The following is a 16,872-nucleotide window of genomic DNA, read 5'->3' as shown; positions in this document are numbered from 1 at the left end:
CCCATTCACCGCGCCCGGTGGATGATGAACACGCCGGCCAAAATAATGGCCATGCCCGCCGCGTGCCATAGGTTGAAGGCCTCCCCGTCGAGGGCCCCCAGGCCCAGCGCCACGATGGGGATGAGGTACGTGCTGGACGAGGCAAACAGCGCCGTGGACTGCTGGATGAGCTTGTTGAACAGCACCATAGCTACCGCCGTGCTCATGGTAGCCAGCAGGGCGATGTAGCCAAATGCCGTCCACGCCCCCGGCACCACCGCCAGCTTATGCACAAAATCGGTGCCCAGCAGCAAATAAGCCAGCGCCGGGCCCCCGATGAGCAGCAGCAGGACGGCCGTGACCGTAAGCGGCGCGAGGCCGCTTAATTTATATTTTATCACATTCACACTTAAGCCGTAGCCCACCGTAGCCGCCACGATGTAGAGGCCGTACCAGGCGTTGCTCGCGCCGGCCGGCGCGGTGGCGGCGCCGGCGCCGCCCAGGCCCATCAGCACCACCGTGCCCAGTAGGCCCAGGCCCACGCCCAGCGTGCGGGCCCCCGTAAGGCGCTGCCCAAACAGCAGGGCCCCTACCAGCAACGCAAATACCGCCGTGAGGGCATTGAGCACGCCCGCCAGCCCCGAAGCCAGCCGCGTTTCGGCGTAGGCGAACAGAAACGCGGGCAGTAGTGTGCCAACTACCCCGCTCAGCGCTAGCCACTTGAAGCGGCTGCGCTCGACGCGCCCCACGTGGCGCAGGGCAAACGGCAGCAGCAGCAGGGCCGCCACGCTCACGCGGCAGGCCCCTAGCTCCAAGGCCGAAAACACCACCAGTCCCTTTTTCATTAGAATAAACGACGTACCCCAAATGGCGGCCAGCAGCAGCAATAGGCCCCAAGCCGCAGCAGGGGTAGGCGCTGCGGCCGGGACGGGCAGGGATGTTTCGGGAGCAACGGCCAAGGCGGTGGGAGCGAGAACAGACGGAGCCGCTGGCAGGGTGGGTACGGGCATAGTGCAAATGTACAGCCGGCGTTTAGCCGAAATATCCGGCGGTTTGCCCACCAAATAATTGCTTTGCCAAGCCCGAACCCTATTAGTAATTAAGCTGTTTTAATCTTCGTCAATCCAGCCGTAATTTTGTGGCCCCGGTCTCCTCCCGGCTTCCCTATGTCTCACCCGTTTAAGGCCGTTAGTCTCTCGTTCAAAAAAGCACCCCTCGCCATCCGCGAGCTGTTGGCCTTGGATGAAGCTGCTTGTCGCCGTTTCTTGAATACGCTGCGCCAAGAGCTGGGCCTGTCCGACCTGCTCGTGCTCAGTACCTGCAACCGCACCGAAGTGTACTACGCGGCCGACGACGACCGCAGCCGCGAAATTATTCTCGCACTGGGGGCCCTCAAGGGCCGGCCCGACGTAGGTAACTTCTTGCCGTACTTCGACTTGCTAACCGCAGCCGATGACGCCGTGCAGCACTTGTTCGACGTAGCCATGGGCCTCAATGCCCAGGTAGTGGGCGATTTGCAGATCAGCAACCAAGTGAAAATGGCCTATCAGTGGTCGGCCGACGCCGACGCCGCGGGGCCCTTCTTGCACCGCTTGCTGCACACCATCTTCTTCACCAATAAGCGCGTGCAGACCGAAACGCGCTTCCGCGACGGCGCTGCATCGATGAGCTACGCCACCGTGGAGCTGGCCGAAGAACTGACCGCCGACGTGGCTAACCCGCGCGTGCTGGTGGTGGGCCTGGGCGAAATCGGGGCCGACGTGTGCCGCCATTTGGCCGTTAGCAAGGCGTTTGCCAGCGTTGCGCTCTGCAACCGCACCCGCAGCAAGGCCGATGCCCTGGCCGAGGAATGCGGGGGCCTGAAGGTGGTCAACTTCGAAGACCTAACCGGGGCCCTGCGCGACGCCGACGTCATCATCTCGTCCATCAACCGCAGCGAGCCGTTCTTCACCACCGACCTGGTGCAGCACCTCGACGTGCTGAGCTTCAAGTTTTTCATCGACCTGAGCGTGCCCCGCAGCATTGCCCCCGACGTTGAGCTGGTGCCTGGCGTGCTGGTCTACAACGTTGATGCCATCCAGAGCAAGGCCTCCGCCGCCCTGGAAATGCGCCTAGCCGCCGTGCCCCAGGTGCGTGCCATCATTGCTGAGAGCATTGCCGGCATGCAAAGCTGGGCCAAGGAGATGCTGGTTTCGCCCATCATCCAGAAAGTGAAGGCAACCCTGGAACAACTGCGCCTCGAAGAGCTGGACCGCTACCAGAAAAAAGCGACCCCCGCCGAAAGCAAGCTGCTCGACGAGGTGACCCGCTCGCTTATGCAAAAGGTGCTTAAGCAACAAGTGCTGCACCTCAAGGCTGCCTGCCAGCGCGACGAAGCCGAGGCCGGCCAGCTAATGGAGCTGCTCAGCAACTTCTTCGACCTCGAGCGCCAACCGGTTGCTTAATCTTTCAAAAAATAATTTATAAAACGCAAAAAGGTCGCCCATCGGGCGGCCTTTTTGCGTGGAAAGCCAGCGCAACAGCGCTAAACTTTGCCCGAATAATCTTCCAGCGTATCGATAACTTTCAGCAGTTGGGGCACGGCCAGCGAGTAATAAATCTTGGTGCCCACTTTGGTCGATTTCAGCACGCCCCGGTCTTTGAGGGTAATCAGGTGCTGCGAGGCAATGGCTTGCGGCAAGTCCAGTGCTTGATAGATATCGGTGACGGACAGTTGGTTGTCTTTGCCCTTGCCTTTGCCGAGCAAGTCGACGATGGCCAGGCGCTTGGGGTGGGAGAGTACTTTTAGCATTGCCGCGGCGCGGTCCAGCTGCTGCGCTTCAACGCGCGAAAGGAGAGGTTTCATGCAGTAATTTAATGAGCCTATGTATTCTATTAATCTAGAATAAACCTTATACAATATCTTTTGAAATATAGTTCGGCCGCGGGCAGGTATAACATTCGGGCCGAGCACTGGCAGGGGCTCAAGCACGGGGCCCAAAATAGTCCCCAAAACCAATAGGCTAGCGCCTAGACGCGTACTTAGACTCAGCAATAAGTTGCTTTTCGTTCTCAGAATAAAATATGGAAATACCTCCTTTTCTGCACCACCAAGTGCTGGGCAACGGGCTAATCGATTACGCGTGGGCCCTGCTGGTGCTGGTGCTGGGCGCGGGCCTGAACCGGCTGCTCTCGCGCCTAGTCAGCACTGCGCTGTTTCGCCTCACCAAGCGCTACACGGCCGGCGTGAGCGAAACGGAGCTACGCGACTTGCTCATCCAGCCCCTGAGCATCCTGCTGTTTCTGGTAACGTTCTACATCGCCTTTGGCCTGATTCGCTACCCGTTGCCGTTGCAGGGCGTGCCCGGCGTAGAGCCTTGGCCCAAGGTGGCGCTGCTGGGCCTGTTCCACTTAGGTGTGATTATTGCCGTATTGTGGGGCATTACGCGGCTCATCGATTTTGCGTTGCTGGTGGTGCAACGCCGCGCCATCCTCAAGGCCGTGGGGACCAACCGCCTCGACAACCAGTTTTTGCCCTTTGCCAAAGACTTGCTGAAGGTGTTTGTCTCCGTCATTGGGCTGCTGGTAATCCTAGGCCAAGTGTTTGGCGTGAACGTGACGGCCCTGATTGGGGGCCTGGGCATTGGCGGTTTGGCCGTGGCCTTTGCCGCCAAGGAGAGCCTAGAAAACTTGCTCGCCTCGTTTACCATCTTCCTCGACCAGCCCTTCGGTGTGGGCGACCTCGTGACGGCCGGCGACGTGAGCGGCACGGTGGAAAAGATTGGCTTCCGCAGCACCCGCCTGCGCACGGCCGAAAAAAGCTACCTAACCGTGCCCAACAAAAGCATGATTGATAAGCCGTTGGATAACCTATCGCTGCGCACTTCGCGCCGGGTGGGCTTCACGCTCATTTTCGACCAACGTACCACCAGCGCCCAACTCCACGCCATTATTGCCGGGGCCATTGCCTCCGTGCAGGCGCACCCGCTCGTGACGCAGGAAGTGCAGATAAAATTTAACGCCCTCACGCCCAATGGCAAAGAAGTAACCGTGCAGTACTTCATCGAAACCAGCAGCTACGACGAATACCTCGACACGAAGGAAGACCTCAACTACCGCCTCGTGGAGGTGGTAGAAAAGGAGGGCGGCCTGTTTGCCAGCACCACTACCACCACCCTGGTCAAAGCCGGCGCGTAGGGCCCCATAGAATAAAAAAGCGGCCACTCCAGCAGGAGCAGCCGCTTTTTTGCATTAAAAACGTTCAGGATCAAGGCCTTGGGGCCTAGCGGTTGCCGCCAAAGATGCCGCTGAGCAAGCCGCCCATGCCGCCGCTCAACAGGCCACCGAGGCCGCTGCCGCCTGCGCTGGCTGGCTGCGAGTTGGGCTGGCCGCCCAGCCCGCCCAAAATGGACATCATCGAACCCAACCCGCCGCCGCCGATGGCCGAACCCATGCCCGAGCCTTGGCCGCCGCCCATCACGCTACCCAGCAGGCCGCCGAGCATGCCACCCATGCCGCCTTGGGTCGCCCCACCCAGCAGGCCGCCCATGCTGCCGCCCATTACACTACTCAGCAAGCCGCCGCCCGACGACTGGTTGCTATTGTTATTGTTGCCGCCCATGCGCGAGATTACCATCGGGGCCACCACGCCGAGCAGGCCCGCCATCAGGGCCCCCTTGGGAATGCCTACGCCGGAAAGCTTGCCGCCCATGCGTTCCAAAAAGCCCTCTTTGGCTGGGTCCTGCGGGTCGTGGGGTACGGTAGCAGCTTGGTCGACCACCGTTTCCAGGGTTTGCTTCTGGTCAGCGTTGATGCCCAGGTACGCGGCCATTTTGCTCACCATGGCTTCTTCATCGTTGGAGTAAGCTCCGTCGGCACGGGCAAAGCTGATGAGGTCAGTGATGAGCGAAAAACGCAAATCGCTGCTTTTCAACACGTCTAGGTTCTGCTGAATGGTCTGGTTATTTGAGTCTTGGGCGGCGGCCAGCACCTGCTGCGTTGAGCCGTCCGACAGGCCTGCCTGCTGGGCCAGGGCCTGTAAAAATTCGGTTTCGTTACCCGACGCCTGCCGGTCGGCCGTGGCTAGGCTGGCAATAGCACTTAAATAGGCCGTTTTCTCGGCTTCCGAATAGTTTTTTAAGAGTTGCGTATCCATGGGTGGTGAAAGGAAGGAGATAGGCAAAATTGCCAGGTACTTCAACGCAGGCGAGCAAATTACGTTTTGAGGCCCCGCGCTGCGACCAGTTGGGCGAAAAAGGTCGAAATTTATCTATCTGAAAATAAAATGGTTGACTACCATTTTCTGCTTTTTAACCCAGAAATAGCGCTCTGGGGCCCCGACGGTTTGGACTAGGCAAATAAAATCCCCCATCTTTGCATTCCCAAACAAAAATACCCCCGGGAGATTAGCTCAGCTGGTTCAGAGCATCTGCCTTACAAGCAGAGGGTCACTGGTTCGAACCCAGTATCTCCCACACTGATAAACAGTTATTTAGTATACTAACAAAGTAGCAGTTTTGATTTTGGTTTACACGTTGGTTTAAACAAGTACCCCGGGAGGTTAGCTCAGTTGGTTTAGAGCGCTTGCTTCACACGCCAGAGGTCGAAGGTTCGAATCCTTTACTTCCCACCATCTTTTGAAACGCCCACTTGGCCCCGGCCGGGTGGGCGTTTTGCTTGGGGCCTCCAGACGGTCCTGCCCACTTTGGGGCCCCAAATCGTTAATTTTGCCCCAATGAGCTACACCCTGCACGAAGTTGATTCGCCGGCGCGGCACCGGCAGTTTCTCGCGGTGCCGCAGCGCCTGCATGGCCACCGCCCGCAGTACATCGGCCCGCTCGACAACGAAATCGAGGCCGTGTTTGACCCCCGCAAAAACCCTAACCTAGCTACTGGCGAGGCCATCCGTTGGGTGCTGCTCGATGCCGAGGGCATTGCCGTGGGCCGCGTGGCCGCCTTCCTCAACCGCGAGGCCGTGGACGTGAAAAATTCCGACCTGCCCACCGGCGGCCTAGGCTTTTTTGAGGCCCCCAACGACCCCGTGGCGGCCCAGCACCTCTTCGATGCGGGCCGCGCCTGGCTGGTAGCCCGCGGGATGCAGGCCATGGACGGCCCCATCAACTTCGGTGAGCGCGACCGGTTTTGGGGCGTGCTCATCGACGGGTTCGAGTGGGAGCCCAATTACGGCATGTTCTGGCATCCGCCATACTACCAGCAACTATTTGATAACTACGGCTTTAAGGTTTATTTTAAGCAATATACCTGCGCTCGGCCGGTGCTAACGGAATTGCACCCCAGCTTCGCCCAGCGCTTGGCCGGCTTCGAGGCCGACCCGCGCTACCGCTTCGACTACGGCCGCAAGGCCGACCCCGAGAAGCTGGCCCAGGACTTCCACCACGTGTACAACTTGGCCTGGGGCCGCCACGCGGGCGTGAAGCCCATGAACCTCGACCAGGCCCGTGACTTAGTGCGTGAAATGAAGCCGGTGCTCGACGAGCGCCTGCTGGCCTTCGCGTACTGCGACGACGAGCCGGTGGCCTTCTTCCTCAGCCTGCCCGAGCTGAACCAGATTTTCAAGCACGTGGGCCGCCGGCTCGACTTGCTGGGCAAGGTGCGCTTCCTGTGGCAGCAGTGGCGCTACCGCCGCAGCCGCGACAAGAAAATGCTCGGCATCATCTACGGCGTGGTGCCGGCCCACCAAGGCACGGGCCTCGACTCAGCGCTGATTCTGGACGCGCAAAAACGCTTCATATCAGGTGGCTACACCGATATTGAGATGAACTGGATTGGCGACTTCAACCCGCGGATGCTGGTGACCACGCGCTCCATCGGCGCCAAAATTCGTAAAACCCACGCCACTTACCGCTTCCTCTTCGACCGCGACCGGTCCTTCGAGCGCAGCCCCATCATCCGCTGAGGTGGGCCCTGGGGGCCCCGGCTACCCGGCGGCCGGGGCCCCCAGGGCCCGCAGTTGCGCGTCGAGGGCCAGCACTTGGGGCAACACTAATTGTACGTCGTCGTTGTGAACAACGTAATCAGCGCGCTGCTGGCGCTCGTCTTCGCCCAGCTGCTTGCCGATGATGGCCCGTACATCGGCGGCGGTTCGGTGCGGGTCGCGGCGTAATACGCGGGCTTCACGCACGGCCAGCGGCGCGGCCACGGTGATGATGCGGTCGAGGGTTTTATAGGCCCCCGACTCGTAGAGTAACGCCGCCTCCTTGAGGATGTAGGGGGCCCCGGCGGCTTGCTGCGCGGCGGCCCAGCGGACAAAATCCTCGCCCACCCGTGGGTGGACCAGCGCATTAAGCTGCGCTAGCTGCGCCGGGTTGGCAAACACGGTGCGGGCCAGCGCGGGGCGGTTGAGGTGCCCGGCGGCGGTGTAAGCGTCAGGACCGAAAGCGTTTAGCAACTGCCCGCGCAGTAGTACGTCGTGCTCCATTACCCAGCGGGCGCGTTGGTCGGAATCGTACAGTGGGATGCCCAGCAGGCCGAACACGTGGCTCACCACGCTTTTGCCCGACCCAATGCCGCCGGTGATGCCAATGCGTAACATGCGCAAACAATGAAAATTAGTGGGTGCCGCGCCGGCTAGGCGGACGGGCCTGGAGCTCGGCGCGCACCTGGGCAGCGGCGGGCTGCACCAGCGCGGGGGCCTGCACCGCCAGCCGCGCCGTGCCGGGGCCCGTACCGGCGGGTACGGCCACCGGGTAGGGGCTGGGTAGGCGCGCCACCACGCTGGCGGGGCCCCGAAACGTAAGGCTGGCGGGCTCGAAGCGCGCCGTGTAGGCCGGGGTGCGGCCCGAGTCGGGGGGGGCCAGTACCAGCGGAAGCCGCCGCGTGGCATAGCGGTCAAAGGTCAGGCGTAAGGTGTCGCTGGCCCACTCATCTACTTGCAGGCCTTCCAAGGCCGTTTGGAGGCTGTGCTGCCAGGTGCTGGCCGATAAGTAGCGGGTGCCGGGGCGAGGCACTGGATGCAGCTCGGCCGGGTGCAAGCCCATGCCAAGATTGGCCCGCAGCAAGCGCCAGCCCTGGCCGGTAACGACCACGGGCACAGCGGCCGGCAGGGGCCGCAGCGACACGTAATGGGCCGTATCGTAGTGCCAGGCAAGCGGGCAGCTAAGGCGGGTGCTGTACGTTTTATTCAGCGCATTCATCTGCCAAAATAAGCCCGCGGCGAATAGGCACACGGCCGCAGCCCGGTAAAACACGGGCTCTTGGCTGATGAATGGGTGCACCAGCCACCGGCCCAGCTGGCCGGCCCGCGCCCAGGGCCCCGACATTGCCTATACGGCGGCGTCGGCCGCCTTGGTGCCTACTTCGCGGGCAATGGCCGAGCGGTCGAAGCGCAGCTTCACGCCGCGGTCCACTTCCACCACCACCGTCTCTTCGGTCAGCTCAATCACCAGCCCATGCAGGCCGCCGATGGTGACGACGCGCGCGCCCTTGGCCAAGGCCTGCCGGAACTTCTTGGTGTCGGCCGAGCGCTTTTGCTGGGGCCGGATCATGAAAAAGTACACCACTGCCGCAATAGCGACCGGGAACAGGAATTGGGTGTAGTCCGCGGGGGCGGCTTGCAGCAACAGGGTCAGGAACGTCATAAAACGGGGCAAAAAGGCGGGATTATTTGGCGGCGGTGGCGCCGGTCAGCACGTTGCCTTTGATGGTAATGGTGGTGATGCTGGGCTGGGTATTGGCCCGCACGTTCACCTGCTTGCTGATGAGGCCCTGCTTGCCGCGGCTGTCGAACTGCACTTCCAGTGTGCCCTTGGCCCCGGGCGCAATGGGCTCCTTGGTCCAGTTGGGGGTGGTGCAGCCGCAGGAAGCGGTAGCATCAGCAATGAGCAGCGGCGACTTACCGGTGTTGGTAAACTCAAAGGTGTGCTTCACTTTGTTGTCGGCCGCAATGTCCTTGAAATCAAATTCCTGCTCGGCAAAAGTCATTACCGGAGCGTTGGGGTTTGGGGTTTCGCTTTCCCCCACCACGTTGGGGTTGTCCACGGTGGGGTTGGCGGTAGCGTCGGCGGCCTGGTTGGCGGCGGCGTTCATGCCTTGGGTGCCCACGTCGGCGCCTTTGTCGCGGTTGCAGGCAGCGAGCAACAGGGCCCCGGCTAGGAGAGAGGTAAGTTTCATTCTAGTTGTCAGTTATTCGTTGTCAGTTATTGGATCGTATCATATCAGAACAATACTGACAACCGACAACGAATAACTGACAACTAAAAGTCCTAAAGCTTGTCGATGATGTGCTGAGCAAATTCGCTGGTGGTGGCGTGGCCGCCGAGGTCACCGGTGCACTGGTCTCGGTGCAGCAGGGTGTCGTCCAAGGCCTTGTCGATGCGGTCGGCCACGACGTGCTCGCTCAAGTGGTGCAGCATCATAATGGCCGAGCGCAACAGGGCCGTAGGGTTGGCCTTGCCCTGGCCGGCAATGTCGGGAGCCGAGCCGTGCACGGCCTCGAAAATGGCCATGTTGTCGCCGATGTTGGCCCCGGCCACCACGCCCAGGCCGCCCACTAGGCCAGCGCATAAGTCGGAGAGCAGGTCGCCGAACAGGTTGGTCGTCACAATCACATCGAACTGCTCGGGTTTACTCACCAGCTGCATGCACATGTTGTCGATGATCTTGTCTTCGAATACGATGTGCGGAAACTCGGCTGATGCTTCCTTACAGGCGTTGATCATGATGGTGCCGGCCATCTTGATGATGTTGGCCTTGTGGGCCAGCGTCACCTTTTTGCGGCCGTGGCGGTTGGCGTAGGCAAAGGCGGCGCGGCAAATTTTGCGCGAGCCTTCCACTGTCACGCGGGCAATGGAATCGGCAATGCCCAGGCGCTCGTCGAATACTTCCAAGCCCGAGTATAGCCCCTCGGTATTTTCCCGAAACAGCACCAAGTCAATGCCTTCGTAGCGGGTGTGGATGCCGGGCGTGGTTTTGCTGGGCCGCACGTTCTGGTAGAGGTCGTACTTCTGGCGCAGCGTCACGTTGATGCTGCGGAAGCCCTTGCCCACCGGCGTAGTGATGGGCCCCTTGAGCGCCACCTTGTTCTTCTCGAGCGACTTAAGTAGTGCCACCGGAATCAGTTCGCCCGATTGGTCAAACGTGGTTTGGCCGGCGTTCTGTTCTTCCCATTGCACAGGCACCTGCGCGGCGGCAAAAATATCGGTAACGGCTTTGGTAATTTCCGGCCCGATGCCGTCGCCAGGAATAAGAGTTACTAAGTGCATTCTGTATAATGTACTAATATGAGGAGATGAGAATGTGGAAATGTCTCAAGCTGATGAACTACGATGGGTCTACAGCAGCCACCTAGGAAGCTGGCTGAGCGGCCGCGTCTTAACTCATTAAGACATTTTTTTATCCCCACATTTTCACATCAATTAAGCGCCCTTGCGGGAGTTGATTTGGTTAATGAGTTGGTCCACGTCGCCAAGCAATTGCTCGGCTTTGTCGCGGGCGTCGGAAATAACGCGCTGCCCCTCGGTTTTGGCCGATGAGGCGCCCAATTCGCGGCTCGTGACGAGGCCTTCGGCGAGGTCGGCCAGCATGGCGCGCGATTTCTCCAGTTGGTAGCTTAACCAAGAGCGAGTTTCGCGGCCCTTTTCGGGCGCGTAGAGCAGGCCAAAGAGGGCCCCAGTGAGGGCGCCGCCCGTGAAACACAGAATGCCGGTGGTGGTTTTGCCAGCCATGATGCGGAAAGGAAGGGTGAGAAATGCGCTGTTTTACGAAATATACGGCCGCCAAGATACCCCGGGGCCCCCACCGGCGCTACTGGTTGTCGAGCAAGCCGCGGCCCGATTTGCGAATGTCGCCGCTGGCGGCCAGGTCCTGGGCCAGCTTATCGAGTACACCGTTCACAAACTGCTTGCTCTTGGGCGTGCTGTAGAGCTTGCTGATTTCGATGTACTCGTTGATGGTCACCTTCACCGGGATGCCGCGGAAAAGCTGCATCTCGCACAGGGCCATCTTGAGGATAATTTTGTCGAGCAGGGCCACGCGGTCCACGTCCCAGTTCTGCACCGAGCCGCCGATGAGGCCCTCAAACTTGGCGTCGTCCACCAGCGTCTGCTTAAACAAGGTGTCGGCAAACTCGCGGTCGTCGGCCCAGTTGGCGCTCAGGTTCATCAGCTCCTGCTGGTCGGTGGCCGCGTAGGGCAGCATCTTCAGGGTTTTCAGCACCAAGTTGCGCACAATCGGCCGGTTTTCTTCCCAGTTCAAGTCGTCAATCTCCAACTGGCGCGGTAGCTCTTCGCCCTTGAAGATAAACTCCTTGTACAGGAAGCGAAGAAATTCTAGGTCGGCTTCGTACTCGGCTTCCTCGCCACTGGCGGCCAGGTTGGGCCCCTCGGCTTCGGCCGCGGCCGGGGAGATAATGGCTTCGTCGGGGCCCTCTCCATCGGTACCATCAGTGGCTCCAACTTCGGTTTCCGCGTCGGCCGTGGCCAAGGTGGCGGCCGACAGCGGCTGGCCCTTCAGGTAGGCCAGCACCGTGGGGTGGGCGCTCATTTCGTCGCGCCAGGCTCGGCGCAGGGCCTCCAGTTCCTCGGTACCCAGCCACTGCAGCTTGCGCCGGATGGTGAGGCCCTGGAGCTGTTCGTTGGCCATGAGCTTGGCGATGGCGGCACTGCCGGCCAGGCGGCTGGTGTCGAGGGCGTTGTCGCGGGGCCCCAGGCGGCGGCGGGCTTCGCGGTCGGTTTCTTCTTCCAACACTTGCAGCAGCGAGGCGGGCAGGTTCAGCAGGTGCAGGTACTGGTCGTGGATGCTTTCGGCGCCGGCCAGCAACTGCCCGCCAAAAAACTTGCCGTCCTTCTTCACCTGGTCCTGGAAGTAGCGGATGGCGTCGTTCAAGGCCAGGTCCACGGCCTTGTCGTCCGATTTTTCGGGGGCCTCCTGGGTGCGGTACCACTCGCGGAAGCGGGCCTCGCCCAGCTTGCGCTGGCCTTCGAGCTGGCGGCGGTCGGGGGCCACCTCGGCGTTCAGGTCGGGCTCAAACGCCTCCGCGATGCGGTCCTGGGCCAACCCGAAATCGGCCCCCACGGCCTGGTGGTAGGCGTAGAGGGATTGCATGACTTTGATGCGGAGGAGGCGGCGGTTCAGCATTATGTATAACGGTAGGCGGTAAGAAAGAAGCACTGGGCGGCAACGGCCCCCGGGGCCCCGAAGGCGCGGGCTGGGCGTAACTTTGCACCGGGGCGCAGGTTGTGGCCGGGGCCCCATGGCCGGACCGGGGCGCCGAACCATGCGCCCGCCGGCCCGTTTTTAAGGGGAGCCGGCCCGGCGCGCTGTTCGGCGTTGCGGCCGCAAAAGTACCCCGTTTTTTCCGATCCCGCCCTTTTTTCTGCCCGTCTGTGCGCGCCCTCACCGCTGTCAATCCGTTCATTTACCGCTACAAATGGCACTTCCTCGGGGGCGTGCTGTTTGTGGTGCTGAGCACACTGCTGACCATTTTTCCGGCCCAGCTCGTGCGCTACGCTTTCGACTTGGTGAGCGAGGGCATCGACCTCTACCACCTCTTCGCCGGCACCCAGGCGCAGAGCGGCGTCTACGATTTGTTCGGCCGCAACGTGCTCTTCTACGGCGTGCTTATCATCGTGCTGGCGCTGCTGCGGGGCATCTTCCTGTTCTTCATGCGCCAGACGCTCATCGTCATGTCGCGCCTGGTCGAGAACGACCAGAAAAACCAGGTGTACCTGCACTACCAGTCGCTGCCACTCAGCTTTTACCGCCGCCACAGCACCGGCGACCTTATGTCGCGCATCAGCGAAGACGTGGGCCGCGTGCGCATGTACTTGGGCCCCGGCATCATGTACTTTTTGCAGCTCGTGGTGCTGTTCGTGCTCATTGTGCCGCTCATGCTGATGGTGAACGTCAAGCTCACGCTTTACACGCTGGCGCCGCTGCCGGTGCTCTCGGTCAGTATCTTCTACGTCAATAACTTAATTGAGCGCAAGTCCGACCAAATCCAACGGTCGCTGGCGGCCATGACCACCTTCACCCAGGAAGCGTTTTCGGGCATTCGGGTTTTGAAATCGTTCTCGCGCCAGGCCGACTCGCACGCCCAGTTCACCAAGGCCAGCAATGAGTATAAGGAAAAGTCGCTGAGCCTCAACTTCGTGAACTCGCTGTTCTTTCCGCTTATCCTGTTCCTCATCGGCCTGAGCACGCTCATTACCGTGTGGGTGGGCGGCCAGGAGGTTATCCGCGGCACTATCACCACGGGCACCATCGCCGAATTCCTGATCTACGTGAACCTGCTCACCTGGCCGGTTACGGCCTTGGGCTGGACGTCGTCACTAGTGCAGCGCGCCGAGGCCTCGCAGGCCCGCCTCAACGAATTCCTGGACCAGAAAACCGACATCGTGTCGCGCCAAAACCTGGAGCATGAAATGCAGGGCGACATCGTGTTTGACAACGTGTCGTTCACCTATCCCGACACTGGCATTAGGGCCCTGCACAACGTGAGCTTCCGCATCCGGCCCGGCCAAACGCTGGCCGTCATCGGCAACACGGGCTCGGGCAAAAGCACCATCGCCGCCCTGCTCTGCCGCCTCTACGACACCACCGCCGGCCAGGTCGAGGTAGACGGGATTGACGTGCGCGACTATTCGCTAACCAGCCTGCGCGAGCAAATTGGCTACGTGCCGCAGGACGTGTTCCTGTTCTCCGACAGCATCCGGCACAACATCAACTTCGGCCTCGACCAGCCGTCGGAGGAAAAGATGCTGCAAGCCGCCCGCGACGCGGCCGTGTACGACAACATCATCGCCTTCCCCGAAGGCTTCGACACAAAGGTGGGCGAGCGGGGCATCACGCTTTCCGGCGGCCAGAAGCAGCGCGTGAGCATGGCCCGGGCCCTAGTGAAGGAGCCCAAAATTCTGATCCTGGATGACTCGCTGTCCGCCGTCGATACCAAGACGGAGAACACCATCCTGGGGGCCCTGCAGCGCATCATGGCCGACCGCACCAGCCTCATCATCTCGCACCGCGTGAGCTCGGTGAAGCTGGCCGACCACATCCTGGTGCTCGACGACGGCACCATCGTGCAGCACGGCACCCACGAGGCCCTCATGGCCGAGCCCGAGGGTCTATACCGCGCCCTCTACGAGCGGCAGCTGCAAGCCGAGGAAGCGTAATCTACTGATGATCATGAAGCAACGCCTCGCCCACATCACGGTGCTCGTGCGCACCTACGATGAAGCCATTGACTTCTACACCAACGTGCTGGGCTTTGCCCTCGCGGCCGATGCGGACCTGGGCGGCGGCAAGCGCTGGGTGGTGGTGGTCCCCCAGGGCCCCACCGCCGGCTGCGGTTTGTTGTTAGCCGAAGCCCACACCGAAGCAGAAAAGCGCACGGTGGGCCAGCAGGGCGGCGGCCGGGTGTGGCTATTCCTGCACACCGACGACTTCTGGCGCGATTACTCCGTGCTGCAAGCCCGCGGCCTGCGCTTCCTCGAGGCGCCCCGCGCGGAGCCCTACGGCCACGTTGCCGTGTTTGAAGACATATACGGTAACCGCTGGGATTTGCTGGAGCCGCTGGGCAGCTAGTCGCCGAGGTGTACGCGGCGCATGCCGGTGCGCAGGCCGGCCGTGCAGTGCACCACGTAGTAGCCCGCGGGCAATTGCGACACGTTCAGCTCAATGGGCTTCGCGCCGGCCATCACGTTGCGGGTAAGTACCGGGCGGCCGGTCGCGTCGTTCACCTCGATGGTGGTGGGGCCGGGCGCGTTGGTGTGCACCGCGAGCTGCCGGGTGGTGGGGTTCACCTCTGCCTTGATTTTGAGCGCAGTGGGATCGGCCGCTGGTGTGGCGGGGGATAGGGCCACGGCGGCGGCCTTTGCGGCTTCCGGAATGGCCGCCGCCGCGGCTTTGCTCGGGGCAGGGCTGGCGGCGGGGGCCTTGGCCGGCGCCGCTTTCGCAGGAACTTTGGCTAGAAGTTTGGCGGGAGCCTTGGCTTGGGCCCGGGCGGCGGCCGGGTCTAAGGCCAAAAGCCCGCCGCAGAGGATAAAGAATAGAATTTTCATAACGATCAAAAGAATAAAAAAAGCCGATAACGACGGCATGGATAAAAGTACATAACCGCCCGCCAATCACCCGAATGCGAGGCGCCGTGGTCCCTGGCTGACCGGGACGAGTAAAAAATAATTGGCCGTTGCTTGCACTGGGCGCGGCAAACGCCTTACCTTTGTTGCTCCAATTACCCATCGGGGTGTAGCGTAGCCTGGTATCGCGCCAGCATGGGGTGCTGGAGGTCGTAGGTTCGAATCCTGCCACTCCGACTTAAAGGGCAGCTGCTCTTGAAAGCCCCCGAACTTCGTGTTCGGGGGCTTTTTTCGGCCGCTTCGGGAATTGGAAATGGAAACGGGCGCCGCCCCATCGGCCCCAGTTTCGGGGTGTAGCGCAGCCCGGTAGCGCGCGTCGTTCGGGACGACGAGGCCGTAGGTTCGAATCCTGCCACCCCGACCCGCAAAAAAGCCCGGCCCTTCTCTCGCAGAAGGGCCGGGCTTTTTTTGTGCGCCTCCGGGGGAAATACATTTGTTGGAACGTTCCACGTTTCCTTTCCACATCTATGAAAAGAGTACTTCTACTTGCGTTGCTGGCCCTTGCTGCCGGCACCGCCCGTGCGCAAACGCCACTCACCAAGGGCAAAGGCCTACTAACGGGCACCATCGGCTACCAACGCGTGAGCAGTGGGGTAACGCGTGATCTTTTCGAGTTTGCCCCTACAATAGGCACATTCGTGGCCGATAATTTGGCATTGGGCGTTAGCGCCAGCATCAGACTATACAGTGGCAACGCGAATAGCTTCGGCAGCAATTCATACGCCGTGGGGCCTTTTGCCCGGTATTACCGGTTCGTGGGTGGCGACAAATTTGCGCTATTCGGCCAAGGCAGTCTGGGCTATACCCGCACGAACGAGACAGGTTCTAATGGTTACAACCAAGGCTATTTGAGCGTGACGCCGGGGCTGGCTTTCTTCCCCATTCCGCGCTTTGGCTTGGAAGCTTCCCTGCGGGGCCTCACGTACGCCACCAACTTTAATAGTACTTCCACACTGGACTTAGGGTTTAGCCTGAATAATTTTCAGCTGGGCGCAGCTTACTATTTCGGTAAGTAGACCTTGCGCTTTGCAGGATATTCATCCACGCCGCGGCGATTGGGCGGGGCCCATAGTGATTGAAAAGGGACCCTGAATACTGTAAGAGGATTTTTTAACGATAAACAGCTGCTTGCCAGGTTATTTCTGGCACACAAAAAAGCCCGGTTAGTCGCTTGTCCTTACCCAAATCTTGCAGTCGGGCTTTTTCTATCTTCGCCCTATGAAGAGATACCTACTCCTACTGGTCCTGCTCGGAACCACGCTGGCCGGCTGCCACAAGGCCGACCCCACCCCCGATGACCCCTTACTCGGGCATTGGCAAAGTGACGCCATCACGTACCAGGTGTATGACCCAACTGGGAAACTCGACCCAGCCGCCTTTGCTGGTGGTCTGAGTTCGGTAACCAATCAGGTAGTTCACCTGCTAGACGTTACCTCCACGACCTTCACCTTCAACGCGAACACCCCGGGGGTTACACCCACCAGCGAGACCTATACGCGGACGGGAGAGGTACTTACTTTTCCGAATCAGGCAACGTACCAGACGTTCGCCGCTCGCTCGCTCACCGCGACCGCCTTCGTATACGAGGTAACCAATCTCCGCTCGGATGGCAGCCGCTTCGTTGCCACGGTCCCGTATCATCGGTAGCCGTGTGCCGGTACCCGCCGCCAGATAAGAAAGCCCCGCTCATCACTTGTCCTTACTTAAAACTCAAACGCCCTTCCGGCCATGTGGCTGGAAGGGCGTTTTTGCGTGGTTGTCTACCTAATTTGTCACTTTTCAAGCGGGGTAATCCAGTAAAAAACGAGCCTTAGCGTTACCT

18 protein-coding genes and 4 tRNA genes are annotated in these 16,872 nt (G+C 60.8%); 11 read left to right on the top strand and 11 right to left on the bottom strand.

From position 1 onward, the window contains the following. Nucleotides 1-5 precede the first annotated feature (5 nt). Complete coding sequence (locus AXW84_RS20535) at nucleotides 6-989, bottom strand: DMT family transporter (RefSeq protein ID WP_257722070.1); 984 nt, start codon at nucleotides 987-989, stop codon at nucleotides 6-8. Between the two features lie 156 nt (nucleotides 990-1,145). Here AXW84_RS20535 and hemA point away from each other — a divergent pair, with 156 nt between their 5' ends. Then, nucleotides 1,146-2,423: a glutamyl-tRNA reductase gene (hemA, locus tag AXW84_RS20530; protein WP_068237746.1), complete on the top strand. Its 1,278-nt coding sequence runs from the start codon at nucleotides 1,146-1,148 to the stop codon at nucleotides 2,421-2,423. 80 nt (nucleotides 2,424-2,503) lie between these two features. On the opposite strand, the gene AXW84_RS20525 is transcribed toward hemA, so the two are convergent. Next, entirely contained in the window at nucleotides 2,504-2,824 is a 321-nt protein-coding gene (locus AXW84_RS20525; RefSeq protein WP_068237743.1) for an ArsR/SmtB family transcription factor, read from the bottom strand. 218 nt (nucleotides 2,825-3,042) lie between these two features. Between AXW84_RS20525 and AXW84_RS20520 the strand changes: the two genes are divergently transcribed. After that, nucleotides 3,043-4,155 carry a mechanosensitive ion channel family protein gene (locus AXW84_RS20520; protein WP_068237740.1) on the top strand — a complete coding sequence of 371 codons (1,113 nt, stop codon included), beginning with the start codon at nucleotides 3,043-3,045 and terminating at the stop codon, nucleotides 4,153-4,155. An 85-nt stretch (nucleotides 4,156-4,240) separates the two neighbouring features. Here the strand turns inward: AXW84_RS20520 and AXW84_RS20515 are convergent, their stop codons facing one another. After that, nucleotides 4,241-5,113: a TerB family tellurite resistance protein gene (locus AXW84_RS20515; RefSeq protein ID WP_068237736.1), complete on the bottom strand. Its 873-nt coding sequence runs from the start codon at nucleotides 5,111-5,113 to the stop codon at nucleotides 4,241-4,243. 244 nt (nucleotides 5,114-5,357) lie between these two features. Here AXW84_RS20515 and AXW84_RS20510 point away from each other — a divergent pair. The 3 genes from AXW84_RS20510 to AXW84_RS20500 all read left to right on the top strand — a co-directional run bounded on the left by AXW84_RS20510 (nucleotide 5,358) and on the right by AXW84_RS20500 (nucleotide 6,874). Continuing rightward, nucleotides 5,358-5,432 (top strand) — tRNA-Val (locus AXW84_RS20510). 80 nt (nucleotides 5,433-5,512) lie between these two features. Beyond that, nucleotides 5,513-5,590, top strand: a tRNA-Val gene (locus tag AXW84_RS20505). Nucleotides 5,591-5,692: 102 nt separating this feature from the next. Next, entirely contained in the window at nucleotides 5,693-6,874 is a 1,182-nt protein-coding gene (locus tag AXW84_RS20500; RefSeq protein WP_068237733.1) for a hypothetical protein, read from the top strand. Nucleotides 6,875-6,895: 21 nt separating this feature from the next. Here AXW84_RS20500 and coaE read toward each other — a convergent pair whose 3' ends face one another. The 7 genes from coaE to nusB form a co-directional block, all read right to left on the bottom strand. Continuing rightward, nucleotides 6,896-7,510: a dephospho-CoA kinase gene (gene coaE, locus AXW84_RS20495; RefSeq protein WP_068237728.1), complete on the bottom strand. Its 615-nt coding sequence runs from the start codon at nucleotides 7,508-7,510 to the stop codon at nucleotides 6,896-6,898. A 16-nt stretch (nucleotides 7,511-7,526) separates the two neighbouring features. Then, a complete protein-coding gene (locus tag AXW84_RS20490) occupies nucleotides 7,527-8,237 on the bottom strand; it encodes a hypothetical protein (protein ID WP_068237725.1) in 711 nt (236 codons plus the stop codon). A gap of 3 nt (nucleotides 8,238-8,240) precedes the next feature. Continuing rightward, a complete protein-coding gene (gene yajC, locus AXW84_RS20485) occupies nucleotides 8,241-8,555 on the bottom strand; it encodes a preprotein translocase subunit YajC (protein ID WP_068237722.1) in 315 nt (104 codons plus the stop codon). A gap of 22 nt (nucleotides 8,556-8,577) precedes the next feature. Beyond that, nucleotides 8,578-9,087: a DUF1573 domain-containing protein gene (locus AXW84_RS20480; RefSeq protein WP_071892369.1), complete on the bottom strand. Its 510-nt coding sequence runs from the start codon at nucleotides 9,085-9,087 to the stop codon at nucleotides 8,578-8,580. Nucleotides 9,088-9,179: 92 nt separating this feature from the next. Further along, a complete protein-coding gene (locus AXW84_RS20475) occupies nucleotides 9,180-10,178 on the bottom strand; it encodes an isocitrate/isopropylmalate dehydrogenase family protein (protein WP_068237715.1) in 999 nt (332 codons plus the stop codon). 153 nt (nucleotides 10,179-10,331) lie between these two features. Beyond that, nucleotides 10,332-10,640, bottom strand: coding sequence for a YtxH domain-containing protein (locus tag AXW84_RS20470; protein ID WP_068237712.1), 309 nt, complete (start codon nucleotides 10,638-10,640; stop codon nucleotides 10,332-10,334). A 79-nt stretch (nucleotides 10,641-10,719) separates the two neighbouring features. Continuing rightward, nucleotides 10,720-12,018, bottom strand: a complete 1,299-nt coding sequence (nusB, locus tag AXW84_RS26065; RefSeq protein ID WP_236943179.1) for a transcription antitermination factor NusB — start codon at nucleotides 12,016-12,018, stop codon at nucleotides 10,720-10,722. A 281-nt stretch (nucleotides 12,019-12,299) separates the two neighbouring features. On the opposite strand from nusB, the gene AXW84_RS20460 reads away from it, so the two are divergent. Further along, nucleotides 12,300-14,084 carry an ABC transporter ATP-binding protein gene (locus AXW84_RS20460; protein WP_068237704.1) on the top strand — a complete coding sequence of 595 codons (1,785 nt, stop codon included), beginning with the start codon at nucleotides 12,300-12,302 and terminating at the stop codon, nucleotides 14,082-14,084. A 13-nt stretch (nucleotides 14,085-14,097) separates the two neighbouring features. After that, complete coding sequence (locus AXW84_RS20455; protein ID WP_068239848.1) at nucleotides 14,098-14,496, top strand: VOC family protein; 399 nt, start codon at nucleotides 14,098-14,100, stop codon at nucleotides 14,494-14,496. On the opposite strand, the gene AXW84_RS20450 is transcribed toward AXW84_RS20455, so the two are convergent. Continuing rightward, on the bottom strand, nucleotides 14,493-14,972 hold the full coding sequence (locus tag AXW84_RS20450; RefSeq protein WP_068237701.1) for a T9SS type A sorting domain-containing protein: 480 nt from the start codon (nucleotides 14,970-14,972) through the stop codon (nucleotides 14,493-14,495). The two genes, AXW84_RS20455 and AXW84_RS20450, sit on opposite strands and share 4 nt — an antisense overlap. 181 nt (nucleotides 14,973-15,153) lie before the next feature. Between AXW84_RS20450 and AXW84_RS20445 the strand changes: the two genes are divergently transcribed. The 4 genes from AXW84_RS20445 to AXW84_RS20430 all read left to right on the top strand — a co-directional run bounded on the left by AXW84_RS20445 (nucleotide 15,154) and on the right by AXW84_RS20430 (nucleotide 16,697). Further along, nucleotides 15,154-15,227 (top strand) — tRNA-Pro (locus AXW84_RS20445). Between the two features lie 110 nt (nucleotides 15,228-15,337). After that, nucleotides 15,338-15,411 (top strand) — tRNA-Pro (locus AXW84_RS20440). A gap of 106 nt (nucleotides 15,412-15,517) precedes the next feature. Beyond that, on the top strand, nucleotides 15,518-16,066 hold the full coding sequence (locus tag AXW84_RS20435; RefSeq protein ID WP_157887159.1) for a hypothetical protein: 549 nt from the start codon (nucleotides 15,518-15,520) through the stop codon (nucleotides 16,064-16,066). Between the two features lie 202 nt (nucleotides 16,067-16,268). After that, on the top strand, nucleotides 16,269-16,697 hold the full coding sequence (locus tag AXW84_RS20430; protein ID WP_068237694.1) for a hypothetical protein: 429 nt from the start codon (nucleotides 16,269-16,271) through the stop codon (nucleotides 16,695-16,697). The last annotated feature ends 175 nt before the right edge of the window (nucleotides 16,698-16,872 follow it).

This window comes from Hymenobacter sp. PAMC 26628 (assembly GCF_001562275.1).
Classification (GTDB): Bacteria; Bacteroidota; Bacteroidia; order Cytophagales; family Hymenobacteraceae; genus Hymenobacter.
Note: the sequence above shows the minus strand (reverse complement) of the source record. Positions and strands in the feature narration are given on the sequence as shown.

What these genes read in the sequence shown, in the direction of transcription:
- AXW84_RS20535 (WP_257722070.1), bottom strand. Translation starts at nt 989, where the DNA reads ATGCCCGTACCCACCCTGCCAGCGGCTCCGTCTGTTCTCGCTCCCACC.
- hemA (WP_068237746.1), top strand. Translation starts at nt 1,146, where the DNA reads ATGTCTCACCCGTTTAAGGCCGTTAGTCTCTCGTTCAAAAAAGCACCC.
- AXW84_RS20525 (WP_068237743.1), bottom strand. Translation starts at nt 2,824, where the DNA reads ATGAAACCTCTCCTTTCGCGCGTTGAAGCGCAGCAGCTGGACCGCGCC.
- AXW84_RS20520 (WP_068237740.1), top strand. Translation starts at nt 3,043, where the DNA reads ATGGAAATACCTCCTTTTCTGCACCACCAAGTGCTGGGCAACGGGCTA.
- AXW84_RS20515 (WP_068237736.1), bottom strand. Translation starts at nt 5,113, where the DNA reads ATGGATACGCAACTCTTAAAAAACTATTCGGAAGCCGAGAAAACGGCC.
- AXW84_RS20500 (WP_068237733.1), top strand. Translation starts at nt 5,693, where the DNA reads ATGAGCTACACCCTGCACGAAGTTGATTCGCCGGCGCGGCACCGGCAG.
- coaE (WP_068237728.1), bottom strand. Translation starts at nt 7,510, where the DNA reads ATGTTACGCATTGGCATCACCGGCGGCATTGGGTCGGGCAAAAGCGTG.
- AXW84_RS20490 (WP_068237725.1), bottom strand. Translation starts at nt 8,237, where the DNA reads ATGTCGGGGCCCTGGGCGCGGGCCGGCCAGCTGGGCCGGTGGCTGGTG.
- yajC (WP_068237722.1), bottom strand. Translation starts at nt 8,555, where the DNA reads ATGACGTTCCTGACCCTGTTGCTGCAAGCCGCCCCCGCGGACTACACC.
- AXW84_RS20480 (WP_071892369.1), bottom strand. Translation starts at nt 9,087, where the DNA reads ATGAAACTTACCTCTCTCCTAGCCGGGGCCCTGTTGCTCGCTGCCTGC.
- AXW84_RS20475 (WP_068237715.1), bottom strand. Translation starts at nt 10,178, where the DNA reads ATGCACTTAGTAACTCTTATTCCTGGCGACGGCATCGGGCCGGAAATT.
- AXW84_RS20470 (WP_068237712.1), bottom strand. Translation starts at nt 10,640, where the DNA reads ATGGCTGGCAAAACCACCACCGGCATTCTGTGTTTCACGGGCGGCGCC.
- nusB (WP_236943179.1), bottom strand. Translation starts at nt 12,018, where the DNA reads ATGCAATCCCTCTACGCCTACCACCAGGCCGTGGGGGCCGATTTCGGG.
- AXW84_RS20455 (WP_068239848.1), top strand. Translation starts at nt 14,098, where the DNA reads ATGAAGCAACGCCTCGCCCACATCACGGTGCTCGTGCGCACCTACGAT.
- AXW84_RS20450 (WP_068237701.1), bottom strand. Translation starts at nt 14,972, where the DNA reads ATGAAAATTCTATTCTTTATCCTCTGCGGCGGGCTTTTGGCCTTAGAC.
- AXW84_RS20435 (WP_157887159.1), top strand. Translation starts at nt 15,518, where the DNA reads ATGAAAAGAGTACTTCTACTTGCGTTGCTGGCCCTTGCTGCCGGCACC.
- AXW84_RS20430 (WP_068237694.1), top strand. Translation starts at nt 16,269, where the DNA reads ATGAAGAGATACCTACTCCTACTGGTCCTGCTCGGAACCACGCTGGCC.